This window comes from Tardiphaga sp., assembly GCF_025356345.1.
Classification (GTDB): Bacteria; Pseudomonadota; Alphaproteobacteria; order Rhizobiales; family Xanthobacteraceae; genus Tardiphaga.
In genome coordinates this window covers 16103-31351 of the sequence record NZ_JANXTC010000017.1, presented here as the reverse complement: position 1 = coordinate 31351, position 15249 = coordinate 16103, and the positions used below count along the sequence as shown (strand labels likewise).

The 15249-nt window shown below is 63.4% G+C and carries 11 protein-coding genes, 2 pseudogenes and 1 riboswitch; of the genes and pseudogenes, 8 read left to right on the top strand and 5 right to left on the bottom strand.

All coding sequences use genetic code 11. The features are described from left to right. Positions 1–78: 78 nt before the first annotated feature. Positions 79–1032 (bottom strand): LysR family transcriptional regulator, encoded by a 954-nt coding sequence (locus Q0S16_RS00820; RefSeq protein ID WP_295843975.1) that lies wholly within the window; start codon positions 1030–1032, stop codon positions 79–81. Positions 1033–1187: 155 nt separating this feature from the next. Here Q0S16_RS00820 and Q0S16_RS00815 point away from each other — a divergent pair, with 155 nt between their 5' ends. The 6 genes and pseudogenes from Q0S16_RS00815 (at position 1188) to Q0S16_RS00790 (ending at position 7170) form a co-directional block, all read left to right on the top strand. After that, positions 1188–2222: a class 1 fructose-bisphosphatase gene (locus tag Q0S16_RS00815; protein WP_295843974.1), complete on the top strand. Its 1035-nt coding sequence runs from the start codon at positions 1188–1190 to the stop codon at positions 2220–2222. Between the two features lie 41 nt (positions 2223–2263). Then, positions 2264–2614: pseudogene (locus tag Q0S16_RS00810) on the top strand (RuBisCO large subunit C-terminal-like domain-containing protein); the annotation flags it as partial. A 27-nt stretch (positions 2615–2641) separates the two neighbouring features. Beyond that, positions 2642–3385, top strand: a pseudogene (locus tag Q0S16_RS00805) (hypothetical protein). A gap of 48 nt (positions 3386–3433) precedes the next feature. Continuing rightward, entirely contained in the window at positions 3434–3757 is a 324-nt protein-coding gene (locus Q0S16_RS00800) for a hypothetical protein (RefSeq protein WP_295843972.1), read from the top strand. A gap of 86 nt (positions 3758–3843) precedes the next feature. Beyond that, a riboswitch (glycine riboswitch) is annotated at positions 3844–3943 on the top strand. 147 nt (positions 3944–4090) lie between these two features. After that, positions 4091–5377, top strand: coding sequence for a D-amino acid dehydrogenase (locus Q0S16_RS00795; RefSeq protein WP_295843970.1), 1287 nt, complete (start codon positions 4091–4093; stop codon positions 5375–5377). A gap of 101 nt (positions 5378–5478) precedes the next feature. After that, complete coding sequence (locus tag Q0S16_RS00790; protein ID WP_295843969.1) at positions 5479–7170, top strand: thiamine pyrophosphate-binding protein; 1692 nt, start codon at positions 5479–5481, stop codon at positions 7168–7170. A gap of 96 nt (positions 7171–7266) precedes the next feature. On the opposite strand, the gene Q0S16_RS00785 is transcribed toward Q0S16_RS00790, so the two are convergent. Both Q0S16_RS00785 and Q0S16_RS00780 read right to left on the bottom strand, forming a co-directional pair. After that, entirely contained in the window at positions 7267–7899 is a 633-nt protein-coding gene (locus tag Q0S16_RS00785) for an alpha/beta hydrolase (protein WP_295843968.1), read from the bottom strand. Further along, positions 7899–8834 (bottom strand): ring-cleaving dioxygenase, encoded by a 936-nt coding sequence (locus Q0S16_RS00780; protein WP_295843965.1) that lies wholly within the window; start codon positions 8832–8834, stop codon positions 7899–7901. The genes Q0S16_RS00785 and Q0S16_RS00780 overlap by 1 nt, the downstream gene beginning before the upstream one ends. Positions 8835–8952: 118 nt before the next feature. Here Q0S16_RS00780 and Q0S16_RS00775 point away from each other — a divergent pair, with 118 nt between their 5' ends. Beyond that, a complete protein-coding gene (locus Q0S16_RS00775) occupies positions 8953–9861 on the top strand; it encodes a LysR family transcriptional regulator (RefSeq protein ID WP_295843963.1) in 909 nt (302 codons plus the stop codon). On the opposite strand, the gene Q0S16_RS00770 is transcribed toward Q0S16_RS00775, so the two are convergent. Both Q0S16_RS00770 and carA read right to left on the bottom strand, forming a co-directional pair. Further along, positions 9862–11946 carry an ATP-dependent helicase gene (locus tag Q0S16_RS00770; protein ID WP_295843961.1) on the bottom strand — a complete coding sequence of 695 codons (2085 nt, stop codon included), beginning with the start codon at positions 11944–11946 and terminating at the stop codon, positions 9862–9864. A 101-nt stretch (positions 11947–12047) separates the two neighbouring features. Next, positions 12048–13238, bottom strand: a complete 1191-nt coding sequence (carA, locus tag Q0S16_RS00765) for a glutamine-hydrolyzing carbamoyl-phosphate synthase small subunit (protein WP_295843960.1) — start codon at positions 13236–13238, stop codon at positions 12048–12050. A 326-nt stretch (positions 13239–13564) separates the two neighbouring features. Between carA and Q0S16_RS00760 the strand changes: the two genes are divergently transcribed. Continuing rightward, positions 13565–15193 carry a glycosyltransferase family 39 protein gene (locus Q0S16_RS00760; RefSeq protein WP_295843957.1) on the top strand — a complete coding sequence of 543 codons (1629 nt, stop codon included), beginning with the start codon at positions 13565–13567 and terminating at the stop codon, positions 15191–15193. Positions 15194–15249 lie beyond the last annotated feature (56 nt).

Genomic DNA, 15249 nt, shown 5'->3' with positions numbered 1-15249 from the left:
CGTCCTTGCGAGGTCAGGGAAATCCAATTGGCTTTACCTGACCTCGCAAGGACGGGGAAATATTTGAGTTTACCCGTTTTATTTCGACGGGCGTGTCAGTCGCAGCCGGCGGTGGGTGCGCGGCAGGAACTGGGCGCCCTGTTCGCCCAGAAACTGCTGCATGGCCCGCGCTGGCGGCAGCAGCACCTTGTCGCGGCGCGAGACCACGAACCATTGCCGTACAATCGGCAGCCCGATGACGTCGAGCATCACCAGCCGGCGCTCGTCGAGCTCGGTTGCCACGGTGTGCGCCGAGATGAAGGCGATGCCGAGCCCGGCGATCACCGCCTGCTTGATGGTCTCGTTGCTGCTCATCTCCATGCCGATCGTTGGTCGGATAGTCGCGGATTCGAATAATCGCTCCATCAGCCCACGAGTGCCCGAGCCTGCCTCGCGCGTCAAAAACGTTTCCTGCGCCAGCTCGCTCAACGCCATGCGGGGCTTCCGCGCCAGCCGATGTCCCGTTGGCGCGATGATGACATGGGGGTGGTCGCCGATCAGGCGGACGTCCATCTCGACGTCGATGGGCGGCCGTCCCATGATGGCGAAGTCGAGACCGTAGCCGAGCAGGGCCGCGCCGATCTCTTGGCGGTTGCCGATTGTCAGCCGGACCTCGACCTTCGGATGCAAGCGGGAAAATCCGGCGATCGCGAACGGCACGAAGTATTTCGCGGTCGATACAGCGCCGATCGAGATCCGCCCCGCCGTCTTGCCGGCCATCATTTCCAGCGACGTCGCGCATGCCGCCATCGCCGCCTCGATGCGTTCTATCAGCGCCAGCACTTCGCGCCCGGCGTCGGTCAGGAGCATGCCGTCGCCGGTGCGCTGGATCAGCGGCAGGCCGGCCAGCGCCTGCAGGTTGCGCAATTGCAGCGTGACGGCCGGCTGGGTCAGATGCAGCTTGCCGGCCGCGGCGGTGATGCTGCCGCTGGCCTGCAGGGCCGCCAGCGCCCGCAACTGCCGGATCGAGACGTCGCGAAAGCGCTTTGACATATAGGGAAAACTTTCTTCATAGCCAATATAATGAAATTCTCCTTATTTACCGGCGGCCGTCAATATCTGTGGGCAACAGGAGCGGTCGCCCTCGGGCGGGTCAATGCCACAACGCCTCGTGTCAGAAGGGGCAGAGCATTTCCTGGGAGACGATCATGACCGACGACCTGACGCTGTTTGCACATACCAATACCTTCGCGGGGCAGGATCCCGTGCGGCTGGCCGTGGCCGCGGCGGTCGACGCCTTCGCGGCGGCCTCGATCGAGATTTCCGAGCTGATCGGCCGCGGCGCGCTGGCCGGGATTACCGGCGCGGCGCAGGGCGGCGAAAACGCTGATGGCGACGTGCAGAAAGACCTCGACGTCCGTGCCGACCAGATCATCCGCGTGGCGCTGAAATCCGTGCCCTACGCGGCGCTGGCTTCCGAGGAAGCCGAGACCTATGAGGTCGGCGATGAATCGGCGCCGATCTCGATTGCCTATGATCCGCTCGACGGCTCGTCGAACATCGAGACCAACATGACGGTGGGCACGATCTTTTCGATCATGCCATCGACCGCGGGCGAAACACCTTTCAACGGCAAAGGCAGTGCCCAGATCGCCGCCGGCTTCGTGGTCTACGGCCCGCAGACATCTTTGGTGCTGACGCTCGGCAATGGCGTCGACATTTTTACGCTCGACCGAGCGGAGAAGACCTATCGGATGATCCGGCAGCGCGTGCAGATTCCGGTGGAGACCGCCGAATATGCCATCAACGCCTCAAACTACCGCCACTGGGAGCAGCCGGTGCGGGATTTCGTCGATCAATGTCTCGCTGGCGAGGAAGGCCCGCGCAGCAAGAACTTCAACATGCGATGGATCGCCTCTTTGGTGGCGGAGGCCTATCGCATCCTGATCCGTGGCGGCGTGTTCTTGTATCCGTCCGATGCGCGGAAGGGGTATGCCGACGGCCGGCTGCGGCTGCTCTATGAAGCCCATCCGATGGCCTTCATCCTCGAGCAGGCCGGTGGCGGCGCCATCAACGGCCGCGAGCGCATCCTCGATCTGGCGCCGACCTCCATTCACCAGCGCGTACCGTTGATCATGGGGTCGATCGACAAGGTGCGGCGCATCGAGCTATTCCACCTTGATCCCGCCGCTGCGAGCAAGGCCGATCCGTTGTTCGCGCGGCGGGGACTTTTCCGTGTCTAGAGGGCGTTGATGTCGCGAAGGCATCCGATCATCTCGATCACCGGCTCGTCGGGCGCGGGCACCACCGGCTGGCCGGCGTCGACCACAGCCATGCCGGCACCGTGGTCGGCAAGCTGGAGGGAGATCCCGCCACCATGCGCGGCTACTACGACATCTGCGGCGAGGATCACAACCCGATGCGGCTCGAGCACGGCGTGTTCTTCGAGCAGGACTGGGCCAGCCTCAACAAGCTGATGCCGGTGGCGTCCGGCGGCATCCATGCCGGGTAGATGCACTAGTTGCTCGATCATCTCGGCGAGGACGTCGTGCTGCAGTTCGGCGGTGGCACCATCGGCCATCCGCGGGGCATCCAGGCCGGCGCCACCGCCAACCGCGGGGCACGCCGCCGTCGATCGGCCGGAGGGCCAGCGCTACGGTGGATCATAAGCGCGCTGGAATCCGCCGAAACCAATGAGGCGCCGGTCGAACGCATCGACCTGCGCCGCGAATTCAACGACGGCGGGATCGGCGGAATTCTCGATCAGCTCAATCGCGAGTGGGTCGGGCTGAAGCCGGTGAAGACGCGGATCCACACCGCGCCGAAGACGAAAAAATATTGAAGAAGGCGATGGGGGCGTGCTGTTCATCGAGTAGGCCTATTACCGGCACCGGCCGGACAACGAGCGCGACTACGACCAGGAGGCGATCGAGATCCTGCCGCAGGTAATGGAAAGCCAGCGCGAGGATCTGCCGGTGATCCTGGCCGGCTACGGCGACCGCATGGACAAGTTCTTCGCCAGCAATCCCGGCTTCCGCTCGCGGATCGCGCATCACATCGACTTCCCGGATTACTTCGACGAGGATCTGTTATCGATCGCCGAGCTCTTGCCGCGGGAGGTGAACTACCGGTTCACGCCGGAATCCTCCGACACCTTCGTGCGCTACATCGCCTTGCACAAGACGCAGCCGCTGTTCTCCAACGCACGCTCGATCCGCAGTGGCTGGACCGTATCCGCCTGCGCCAGGCCAACCGGCTGGTCGCCGATCTCGACCGCGTACTCACCGCCGATGGTATCATGTCGATCGAGCCGTCCGACGTGTTGGCAAGCCGCGTGTTTGGAGCCCTTCAAAACCGACGGTGCTTGAGGCCTTCTAAGGCAGGCGGATGGAAAGGCGTTGAGTGACGTTGGCACAGGTCGTAGAAATTCGCGGGGTCGCAAAGGATAAGCCACATGCTTGCGCAACATATCAATGTCTCGGATATCATCGATGAAAGTACGGCGCGGAGCTATCTTCACCAGACGATCATGGCGACGTTCTGCCGGGTGCTGGCTTCTTCGCGCCTGCCGCCCGGCGTGGTGATGCGCCTGTTGGCCAGCGCGCTCGGCGCGACCTATCGCGAAGTCGCCGCCGCCCATCAGGATGGGGGGTGTCCGTGTGGCTGGTGCCCGCTGCCGGTCATCGATATCGAGACGCTGTGCGGCTGTCTGGTCGAGGCCGCGACCATTCACCGGGCGGGCGATCTGTCGGGAATGGTCGCGGCCGGCCGCGCCTGAGCGCGCCGCCCGCGTTAAATTTCGGCAAACAGCATATTTTATCGCCTTGCTTATATTGCGTCGCACCCTAAATTGGGCGGGTCCGATCAGATGATGCGGGAGAGATCGGTGTTGGCTTCGCCAGTGCCGGCGCCGAAGGAGCAACCCCCCGGGAAACTCTCAGGCACCAGGGACCGCATCATTGGACAATCTGGAGAGAGGCGCTTCGAGCGTCCACCGAAGGGGAAGTCTGCGGCTCCGGCTGCGGATAAGCTCTCAGGTACCGTGACAGATGGGGATCGCCGGCCGGGATAATATCCGGGCCACGTCCTGTCTCGAACGAAAGCTGCCTTAATGTCCCATATTGCCGTGATCGGCGCCGGTATCACCGGCGCGACGACCGCCTATGCCTTGGTTGAAAAAGGTCACACCGTCACCGTGTTCGACCGTCATCGCTATGCTGCGATGGAAACCTCTTATGCCAATGGCGGGCAGTTGTCCGCCAGCAATGCCGAAGTCTGGAACCATTGGTCGACCGTGCTGAAAGGAATCGGCTGGCTGTTTCGCCGCGATGCGCCGTTGTCGCTGAATCTCACGCCGAGCTGGCACAAATATTCCTGGCTGGCCGAATTCGTCGCCAACATCCCGAACTACCGCGCCAACACCATTGCCACCACGCGGTTGGCGATCGAGGCGCGCCAGCATCTACTCGGCATGGCCGAAAAGGCCGGCATCGACTTCGATGCCGAGACGCGCGGCATCCTGCACATCTATCACGACGCCAAGGGTCTCGAGGTTGCAACCAAAGCCAACGCGCTGCTGGAAGAGGGCGGTCTGACCCGCCAGATGGTGTCGCCCGACGAGATCCGCAGCCTGGAGCCGGCGCTGAAGGGCCGCTATGCCGGCGGTTTCTTCACGCCGTCCGATTTCACCGGCGACATCCACAAATTCACGCGCGGTCTGATGGCCTATTGCCAGCGTCGCGGCGTGACCTTTGTGCATGATGCCGATGTCTCGACACTGGCAGCCTCAAGCGAGGCCGTCGATATCGGTTGGACCGATCTGGCGGATGCGCGGCGACGCGCCGAGAACGCCCGTTTCGATGGCGTGGTGATCTGTGCCGGCATTGCCAGCCGCAAGCTCGCCGCGATGCTCGGCGATCGCGTCAACATCTATCCGGTCAAGGGCTATTCGATCACCGTCGAACTCAACGACGAGGACAATCAGCGCGCGGCGCCGTGGGTCAGCCTGCTCGATGACAAGGCGAAAATCGTGACCAGCCGGCTTGGCGTCAACCGCTTTCGAGTCGCGGGCACCGCCGAATTCAACGGCGCCAACCGTGACATCCGCGCCGATCGCGTTCAGCCGTTGATCGACTGGACCCGAAAACTGTTTCCGGGAATCGACACCAGCCGCGTAGTTCCGTGGGCCGGGCTGCGACCGATGTTGCCGGACATGATGCCGCGCGTCGGTCCGGGCCGGAAGCCGCGCGTGTTCTACAACACCGGCCATGGCCATCTCGGCTGGACGCTGTCGGCGGCGACGGCGCAGATCGTGGCCGATCAGGTCACGCTCGGCGTGCCGGCGCAGACCGCCCGTGCGGTAACAGCGGACATGCGCACCGCCGCGGTAAATGCGTAACCGGATGGTGTGGCGGACGGCGTGGTAAATCCTTTAAGCATGAAGTAACTTGGCCCGATCCTTGAATGGCGAGCTTGTCGCCATCGGTGCAAAGTGACCTCATGACCTCGACCGCCAGCCTTGAAAAAGTAGCTCACAGTCACCCCGTCTGGCGCGAGGTGGCGCGGGCGCTCGCGGATATCGGCGCGAAGCGCTGCTTCGGCCTGGTCGGCGGGGCCAATTTCAAGGTCACGCTGGCGCTGACCGAACTCGGCGTCGATTTCATCGCGGCGCGCCATGAGGGCGGCGCGGTGTCGATGGCCGATGTCGCTGCGCGGCTGTCGCGCCATCTGACGATTGTCAGCGTCACCGCGGGGCCCGGCCTCACCAACGCCATCACCGGCATCGGCGAATGCGCCAAGAGCGATACGCCGCTGCTGGTGCTGGCCGGCGACGTGGTGCTCGGCGACATCCATTCGGCTTTCGCCTTCAATCAGGCCGAACTGGTGCGTGCCGTCGGTGGCGTGTGGCGGCAAATCGCTGATCCGCACACCGCCTATACGGACACTTGGCGCGCGGCCTCAGAGGCGCTGCGCGAGCGCAAGCCGGTGGTACTCAGCCTGCCGGTGGATGTGCAGGAAAAAACCGTTTCGGCCACGTTGGGAAAAAAACACCCTCCGATCAACCCGAGGCTGCCGCTCAACGCGGCGAAGCTCGATGAATTGGTGGCGACTATCAAGTCTTCGAACCGGCCACTGATTCTCGCCGGTCACGGCGCCGTGGTGGCTGACGCCGAGCCGCAACTGATCGCGCTGGCGGATCGACTTGGCGCGCTGCTGGCAACCTCGGTGCAGGCGCACGGCATGTTCGCCGGCCATCCCTGGACGCTCGGCATCGCCGGCGGCTTCTCCTCGCCTGCCGCGGCCGAGCTGATCGCGCAGAGCGACATGATTCTGGCCTTCGGCATGTCGCTGAACATGTGGACCACCAAGAAGGGCAAACTGATTTCGCAATATGCTCAGCTGGTGCAGATCGACGTCGAGAAGGGGCGCATCGGCGTGCATCGTCCGGTCGATCTCGAACTCGAGGGCGATGCCGCTGTGGTGGCGGGTGCCGTGCTGCGTGCGCTGGAGAGCGCCGGGCCGGTCGTTGCCGGCTGGCGCTCGCCCGATGTCGCGGATGTCATCAACGCCAAAAGCAACCGCAATCTGTCTTACGACGACACCAGCGACGACGAGCACATCGATCCGCGTAGCTTGAGCAAGGCGGTCAACGACATTCTGCCGAAGGACCGTACCATCGTTGTCGATGGCGGACATTTTGTCGGCTGGGTCGCGCGCTATCTGTCGGTACCGGATGTGCGCGGCTGGTGCATTCCGATCGCGTTCCAGTCGATCGGGTTGGGCCTGGCCGGCGCGATCGGTGCCGCGGTGACACAGCCGGAGCGGCTGACCGTGCTGGCGGTCGGCGATGGCGGCTTCCTGATGGCGATCGCCGAGCTGGAAACCGCGGTGCGATTGAAAACGCGACTCTGTATCTTCATCTATAATGATAGCGCCTACAGCGCCGAGGTGCATCATTTTGTGCCTGAGGGCTATTCGGCGGCGATGGCGCAATTTCCCGTGACCGATTTCGCCGCCATCGCACGGGGCTACGGCGCCGATGGCGTCGTGGTGCGAACCCTCGCCGATCTCGCGCAACTGCGGCGCTGGGTCGACGACGGCGCGCATGGCGTCTTCATTATCGACGGCCGCATCAATCCGACGCTGATCGCCGACTGGTACCGCGAGATCTTTGGCGCGGCGAATCTGTAGGTTCGAAAGAGCGCTCTTTATAGCTGTCATTGCGGGAGATCTCGCGACGAAGCAGTCCTGTCCTTTTTCGCTTCCTGGATTGCCGCGTCGCGGAGTTTAAGTAACCGTAGCGGTCTCCACATCCTGTAGCCACGCCTTCGCCACGGTCAGATCAGCCTGCGATAATTGATGACCGACCGGGAGTACCTTCTGCTGCACGTCGGCGCCGGCCTTCGTCAGCATCGTCGCCAGAGCCGCCGAATTAATGGGCGGGATGATCGGGTCGGACTGTCCGGACACGATCAGAACCGACTTTCCGTGAAGGTCTGGCGGCGTTGCATCCTTCAGTGGCACCATGGCCCGCAGCAAAATTCCGCCGGCCAGCGCTTCCGGCCGCCGCAGCATCATCGCCGCGGCAATGTTGGCGCCGTTCGAATAGCCCAGCGCGATCGGCGCTGGGAGATCGTAGCGTTTGCGTGCTTCGATGATGAAGTCCGCCAGTTCGTTGGCGCGGCGCTTCACGTCGTCTTCATCGAACACGCCTTCGGCCAGCCGGCGGAAGAAGCGCGGCATGCCGTGCTCCAGCACCTGGCCGCGCACCGAAAGCAGCGTCGCGCCGGGTGCGATGGCTCGGCCCAGCGGCAGCAGGTCGTTCTCGTCGCCGCCGGTGCCATGCAGAAGCAGTAGCGGCGTCGCTTCGCGCCGGTTGCCCGGCGCGAAGCGATGAATGTGGGACAGTTCGTGGCTCATCACACGGTTTCCTTGTCGAGCGACGGCAGCACCTTTTCGATTTCCGCGCGGTGCTTCTCCAGAAACGCTGGCAGCTTCAGGTGCTCGCCGAGCGATTCGACGGGCTCGTCGACGGCGAAGCCGGGGACATCGGTGGCGATCTCGAACAGGATGCCGCCCGGCTCGCGGAAATACACCGAGCGGAAATAGTTGCGGTCCTTCTGCTCGGTCGGCTGCTGGCCAAACTTCTCCACCAGCTTGCGCGACATCGCGGCCTGGTCGGCGTCATCGACAGCGCGGAACGCGACGTGATGCACCGAACCCGCGCCCTGCCGACCCGGCAGGAAGCCACCGGCCGCATAGATGTCGACGATACCGCCCAAGGCTTCGTTGGCCTTGAACCGGATGATCGAGCCTTCGCGGCCGGTCTCGGCAAAGCCGAACACGTCGGTGAGGATCGCACCGGTCTTCTCGGCCTTTTCCAGTAGCAGCGTCACACCGTGAAAGCCGCGGATCGCATGCTCGGCCGGGACGTCGCCATTGCTCCAGCCTGCTTCATCTTCCGCCCCGGGAATGCCGACCAGAGCGAGGCTCATGCCGTCGGGATCAGTGAATGGCAACACGGATTCGCCGAAACGCTTCTCCAGCGCCTCATGCGCAATGCCCTTTTCGATGAAGCGATGCGTCCAGTAGCCGAGCGAACGCGCCGGCACCCGGAACGAGGTCTGCTGGGTCTGGCCGACGCCGGCGCGGCCGGCTGCGGCATTTTCCCAAGGGAAGAAGGTGAGGATGGTGCCGGGATGACCAGCCTCGTCACCATAATAGAAGTGATAGGTACCCGGATCGTCGAAATTGACGGTCTTCTTGACGAAGCGCATTCCCAGCGCCCGGGTGTAAAAGTCAAAATTACGCAAGGCGTTACCGGCGATCGCGGTGACATGGTGGATGCCTGGCATGGTGTTTCTCCTGATGCGGAGGGCGCTGTGCCTTCCCGTTGCCGAGATAATTGGGTTGGCAGAAAATTAAGACAATCCGGCCTTTCATGGTATCACTGTCTATGATTGGATGACAATTATGGACAAACTCAACAGCCTTCGCGCTTTCGTCAAGGTCGTCGAGCTCGGCAGTTTCTCCGAAGCCGGGCGGCAGCTGCGGCTGTCGCGTTCGGCGATCTCGAAATATGTCGGCGAACTCGAGCAGAGCCTCGGCGTGCAATTACTGAACCGCACCACGCGCCACGCCAGTCCCAACGAAACCGGCCAGGCCTATTTCGAACGTGCGCTCGCCGTGCTGGCCGATCTCGACGCCGCCGACCAGGCGGTAGCGCAGGTGCAGGCGACGCCGCGCGGGTTGCTCCGGGTCAATGCGCCGATGTCGTTCGGGACACTTCAACTCGGCCCGGCGATCGCCGACTTCATGGCGGAATATCCCGAGCTGCAGATCCAGCTGATGCTGTCGGACGACCAGGTCGATGCCATGCAGGGTGGTTTCGATGTCACGTTGCGGATCGCCGATCTGGAATCGTCCAGCCTGATCGCGCGAAAAATTGTCGCCATTGATCGCGTGATCTGCGCGTCGCCGGAATATCTGGTGCGGCATGGTGAGCCGAATACGCCGGCCGAACTGCGTCAGCATGCGCTGCTGACCTATGGCTTTTTGCTGACCGGCAACCAGTGGAAGCTGACCGGCGAGGGCGGCGACCACTGGATTCAGCCGCGCTGGACGCTGTGCGCCAACAATGCCGAGGTGCTGCGCGACGCGGCCATTGCCGGCAGGGGGGTGGCGCTGTTGCCAACCTTCATCGCCGGCGATGCGTTACGCAAAAAATTGCTGCGCGCCTTCCTCGATAGCTACAAGGCGCCGCCGCTGACATTGTATGCGGTCTATCCGCCGACCCGGCACCTCGCGGTCAAGGTGAGGCTGTTCATCGACTTTCTGGTCGGGCGTTTTGCCGGCGCGCCGCCGTGGGACGCAACGCGTTAGCTAACGCCACATGCCGCGCATGTAGGCGCCGATGTCGACGCGGACGCCGTCGCTGGCGTTGCGGGCAGCAGCTACAATTGCGGTCGGCCAACTGGCGCGCTCGAACAGAGGCAGGAGCCGGTCGGGAATGAATCGCGTGCGCGACGCGTAGACATGGCGGTCGCCCTGCGGGTTTTGCCCATAGGTGAAGAAGCGCTGCGGCACCATCAGGTGCAGCTCGTCCTTGGCGCGCGTCATCGCGACATAGAGCAGTCGGCGTTCCTCTTCAAGCTCGGCTGAGGTGCCGGCGCCGAGATCAGACGGCATGCAGCCGTCGACAACGTTGAGCACATAGACCGATTTCCATTCCTGCCCCTTCGAGGAGTGGATCGTCGACAGGATCAGATAATCTTCATCCAGCAAGGGGACGCCGGCCTGGTCGCTGGTGGCGTCGGGCGGATCGAGCGTGAGTTCGGTAAGGAAGCGTTCGCGCGAGGGATAGCCCGATGCGATCTGCTCGAGCTGGATCAGGTCGGCGCGTCGCGTGGTGGCGTCTTCGTGGATGCGGTCGAGATGCGGCTCGTACCACAGCCGTGCCCGCTCCATCTCGGCGGGCCAGCCAGCGCGGCCACCGCGTAATTCGCGGATCACCTCGACAAAGCCGGTCCAGTCGCTACCGGCGCGCGGCGGCGTCGGCGCCTCGATCAAGGCGTTGATCGGATCGGCTGCGATGGTCATGGCATCCAGCGCGCGTTGCGCGGTGGCGGGGCCGACGCCGGGCAGCAATTGCATCAGGCGAAACCCGGCGACGCGGTCGCGCGGGTTCTCGACAAAGCGCAGCAGCGCGAGCAGGTCCTTGATGTGGGCAGCGTCGAGGAACTTCAGTCCACCGAATTTCACGAACGGGATGTTGCGCCGGGTCAATTCCACTTCCAGCGGACCGGAATGCGACGAGGTGCGAAACAGCACGGCCTGCTGCTTCAGCGTGGTGCCGCTTTCCCGAAGGTCCAGCACCCGCTCGACGATGGCGAGGGCCTGGGCGGTTTCGTCGCGCACGGTGACGAGCTGCGGCTTGATATCGGAGTTACGTTCCGTCCACAAATTCTTGGTGAAGCGCTCGCGCGCCAGTTCGATCACCGCATTGGCGGCGGCAAGGATCGGTTGCGTGGAGCGATAGTTGCGATCGAGCGTGATGATGTCCGCTGGCGGCGAGAACTGGTTGGGAAAATCCAGGATGTTGCGCACCGTCGCGGCGCGAAACGAATAGATCGACTGCGCGTCGTCGCCGACCACGGTGAGGCCGTGCCCGCCTGGCTTCAGCGCCAGCAGGATCGAGGATTGCAGCCGGTTGGTGTCCTGATATTCATCGACCAGCACGTGATCGAAATGGCCGCCGATGTCGGCGGCGAGCAGCGGCTCGGCCATGGTCTGCGCCCAGTATAATAGCAGGTCGTCATAATCGAGCACGTTCTGCTTCTGCTTGGCTTCGACATAGGCGGCGAACAGCTCGCGCAGTTCGGCCGCCCAGGCAGCGCACCACGGAAAATTCGTGCCGAGTACCTGATCGATCCCGATCTCGGCGTTGATACAGCGCGAATAGATCGCCAGGCAGGTGCCCTTGGTCGGAAACCGGCTTGCGGTTTTCGAGAGACCGAGCTGATGTCGAACCCAGTTCATCAGATCGGCGGAATCCTCGCGGTCGTGAATCGTAAACGCCGGATTAAGTCCGATCTGCTCGGCATAGTCGCGCAGCAACCGGGCGCCGATGCCATGGAAGGTTCCGGCCCACGCCAGCGCGGCGGTCATCACGCCGGCCTTGTTGCCCATCACCTTGCGTGAGATCTGTTCGACGCGGCGGCTCATCTCGGCGGCGGCACGGCGCGAAAAGGTCATCAGCAGGATGCGGCGCGGATCGGCGCCGTTGACAATGAGATGGGCGACGCGGTGCGCCAGCGTGTTGGTCTTGCCGGAACCGGCGCCGGCGATCACCAGCAGTGGGCCGGCGGGCGGGTGGTTCCGGTCAGCGTCATGTTGCGCCACGCCGTGCTCGACGGCGCGGCGCTGCTCCGGGTTCAAGACGTCGAGGTATGAAGGCTGTGCGAGCACGATAGGCTGTTCCGAGGCGACGAATCACGCTCGCTGATTCCTGCTTTGTTCGCAATGACGGCGAGGCAGACTTTGTCAGGAACGACCGGAAGCAGGCGGCGCTACGAAGCCTTCTTGACGCGCATCAGTTCGGCGAAGCGCTTGAAGAGATAATGCGAGTCGCGTGGGCCGGGGGAGGCTTCCGGGTGATACTGCACCGAGAACACCGGTTTTCCTTCGAGCTGGATGCCGCAATTGGAGCCGTCGAATAGCGAAATATGGGTCTGCGTCGCGCCTTTCGGCAGGGTGGACTCATCGACCGCAAAACCATGATTCATCGAGGTGATCTCGACCTTGCCGGTGGTCTCGTCCTTGACCGGGTGATTGGCACCGTGATGGCCCTGATGCATTTTCTTGGTCTTGGCGCCGACGGCGAGGCCAAGCATCTGGTGACCGAGGCAAATGCCGAAGGTCGGCGTGCCCGAGGCGATCACCTGCTGGATCACCGGCACGGCATATTTGCCGGTCTCGGCGGGATCGCCGGGCCCGTTGGACAGGAACACGCCATCCGGCTTCAGCGCCATGATGTCTTCCGCCGAAGTGGTGGCGGGAACGACCGTGATCCGGCAGCCTTCGCCAGCCAGCAGCCGCAGGATGTTGCGCTTGATGCCGTAATCGATGGCGACGACGTGGAACTCAGGCGCGGTCTGGCGACCAAAGCCCTTCTCCCATTCCCACGCGGTCTCGTCCCAGGTGAAGCGCTGGCTGGAGGTGACCATCGGCACCAGGTCCATGCCCTCGAGGCCGGGCCATTCGCGGGCTTCCTGCGTCAGCCCGTGGAGATCGAACTTGCCGCTCTGGGCGTGCACCAGCACCGCATTGGGCATGCCCTTGTTGCGGATCAGCGAGGTCAGCGCGCGGGTGTCGATGCCGGAGATGCCGACTATGCCGCGGGCTTTCAGCCAAGCGTCGAGATGTCGCGACGAGCGATAGTTCGACGGATCGGTGATCGCCGAGCGCAGGATCACGCCGCGGGCACCGGGCGTCGCCGCCATGTTGATGGTCTCGATATCTTCGTCGTTGGTGCCGACATTGCCGATATGCGGGAAGGTGAAGGTGATCAACTGCCCGGCATAAGAGGGGTCGGTGAGAATCTCCTCATAGCCCGTCATCGCGGTGTTGAAGCAGACTTCGCCCACGGCCTGGCCTTCCGCGCCGAGGCCGAAGCCCTCCAGCACGGTACCGTCGGCGAGCACGAGTAGCGCGGTCGGTTTGTGGTCCGGCCAGGCTGAGGATGTTTCAGAGGGGGTCATGAGACCACTACATAGTCCCCGCACCCGCCGACGTCAAAGCCGGAAAAGTCGGATTCACATGTAGTGACGCCGGTGGATATGAAAGCATGGCAGCCGGGACGATTGGATGGCGGCGGGGCGGCGGCGATGTGGCGCATTCCGGGTTGGATTATCGGCTTTTTCAAGTCGCCTGTGACGTCGGGTTGATCGGCAAAACAAGCTCGCGGTCGGCGAGTGGATTTTTGAAAAAAGAGACGTGGGATCAAGCAAATAAGCCCTGCGTCGGCTTGCCGGAACGAGGATTCACAGTTAGCAACAATTAACCTTCAGGATTTCTGGATATTTCTGTGCAGCTGGACTATTTCGCCGCGATGGCCGCGCGCTCGGCCGTGGCGCCGGCACGCTGGCGGCGCCCGTTCTGGCGCTGGCTCGACGGGGTGGAGGCGGGGTGGGCGATCCCGCTGCTGATCGTCGTTTTCGCCGCGGTCTGGCTGCTGTTTCTCAATATCGCCTATCTCAGCGGCGATCTGCACGCCGACGCGCTGGAAACCTGGACGCTCGGCCGGCAATTTTCCTGGGGTAATGCCAAACACCCTCCCTTGATGGGATGGGTGGCCAATTTGTGGACGCGGGTGTTTCCGCTCACCAACTGGTCGTTCCAGCTGCTGGCGATGGTCAATGCCGCGGTTGCGCTATGGGCGGTCGATCTGATCGCGCGTCGTTTTGTGCGCGGCGATTCCCGCGCCGTGGTGCTGCTGCTGCTGATGTTGCTCCCGGCCTACCAGTTTCACGCCCAGCGCTTCAACGCCAACACCGTGTTGCTGGCGATTTGGCCGATGACGACCTATTGCTTCCTGCGTTCGTTCGAGAGCCGGCATATCGGCTGGGCGATGGCGACCGGCGCTTGCGCGGCGCTGGCCATGCTGGGCAAATATTATTCCATTTTTCTGGTCGGCAGCCTGGTGCTGGCGGCGCTGATGCATCCGCGGCGCGCTGTCTATTTGCGGTCATGGGCGCCCTGGGTTTCGGTCGTGGCGGGGCTGGTGGTGCTCGGTCCCCATCTGCATTGGTTGAACAGCACGGGCGCCCAGCCATTCGCCTATGCCCTCGAGGTCCATGCTGGCGTCGCCTTTCCGCAGTCGATCTGCGAAGCCGCGACTTTCGTTCTGGGGATCGCCGCGACACTGGCGCTGCCCGCGCTGGTGTGGATTTTGTCGGCCGAGTTGCGGCTGAAGCGGTTCCCCGCTGATTTTCGCGCCTTGAGCCCGGGACTGGTCCTGCTGTTCTGGGTATTTGTCGGCACCGTGCTGCTGCCGACGATCACGACCATTGCCCTTGGCACCGACATGCCCTCACTATGGGCGCTGCAGGGTCTGTTTCTTCCGGCCATCCTGATCGTGTGCGGCGCGAGCTTCGCGCTGGAGCGTTTATATGTCGTCAATCTGGCCGTGTTCGTCGCTGGTATCGCTGCCATCGCGGTGGTGGTCGCCGCGCCGATGCATGCCTATTACCGCAACAATATCCATCCCAACGAACGCAGCTATTATCGGCTCGCCGCGCATCAATTGACGGAGCGTTGGCGGCAGGCGACGGGCCTGCCGCTGGCGTCGGTTTCCGGGGACGACGGGCTGGCCTTTGCCGCGTCTTTCTACAGCCCCGATCACCCGGTCTATCGCCGGCCCTTCCAGTATCAATTTGAATGGGGAATGCCGCGCGTGGCGACGCTGGAAAAAGGCTGGACCGCGATGTGTTTTGCCACGGATACGACATGCACCGCCTGGATGGACCGCGTCGCCGCCTTGCCGGCGAAAGGCGTGCGGTTTGATTTCGAGGCTACGCCTACGTTGTGGGGGCAGTCCGGAATTCCGGCCACCATCACCGTGTTGATGGTGCTGCCGCGCGGCGGTTCGCCCGGCGACGCAGTGTCTCAAGGCGTCGTCGACCTTGGCGCCGGCCATCTCCCGACAGTGCAATGATCGCTTCGCGCGTGGTTGTGCGGGCCGGCCAAAACGCCTAGATCGGGCCAACCGGA

Excerpts from the sequence above, each read along its gene's own strand:
- Q0S16_RS00820 (WP_295843975.1), bottom strand. The coding sequence starts at position 1,032 with ATGTCAAAGCGCTTTCGCGACGTCTCGATCCGGCAGTTGCGGGCGCTG.
- Q0S16_RS00815 (WP_295843974.1), top strand. The coding sequence starts at position 1,188 with ATGACCGACGACCTGACGCTGTTTGCACATACCAATACCTTCGCGGGG.
- Q0S16_RS00800 (WP_295843972.1), top strand. The coding sequence starts at position 3,434 with ATGCTTGCGCAACATATCAATGTCTCGGATATCATCGATGAAAGTACG.
- Q0S16_RS00795 (WP_295843970.1), top strand. The coding sequence starts at position 4,091 with ATGTCCCATATTGCCGTGATCGGCGCCGGTATCACCGGCGCGACGACC.
- Q0S16_RS00790 (WP_295843969.1), top strand. The coding sequence starts at position 5,479 with ATGACCTCGACCGCCAGCCTTGAAAAAGTAGCTCACAGTCACCCCGTC.
- Q0S16_RS00785 (WP_295843968.1), bottom strand. The coding sequence starts at position 7,899 with ATGAGCCACGAACTGTCCCACATTCATCGCTTCGCGCCGGGCAACCGG.
- Q0S16_RS00780 (WP_295843965.1), bottom strand. The coding sequence starts at position 8,834 with ATGCCAGGCATCCACCATGTCACCGCGATCGCCGGTAACGCCTTGCGT.
- Q0S16_RS00775 (WP_295843963.1), top strand. The coding sequence starts at position 8,953 with ATGGACAAACTCAACAGCCTTCGCGCTTTCGTCAAGGTCGTCGAGCTC.
- carA (WP_295843960.1), bottom strand. The coding sequence starts at position 13,238 with ATGACCCCCTCTGAAACATCCTCAGCCTGGCCGGACCACAAACCGACC.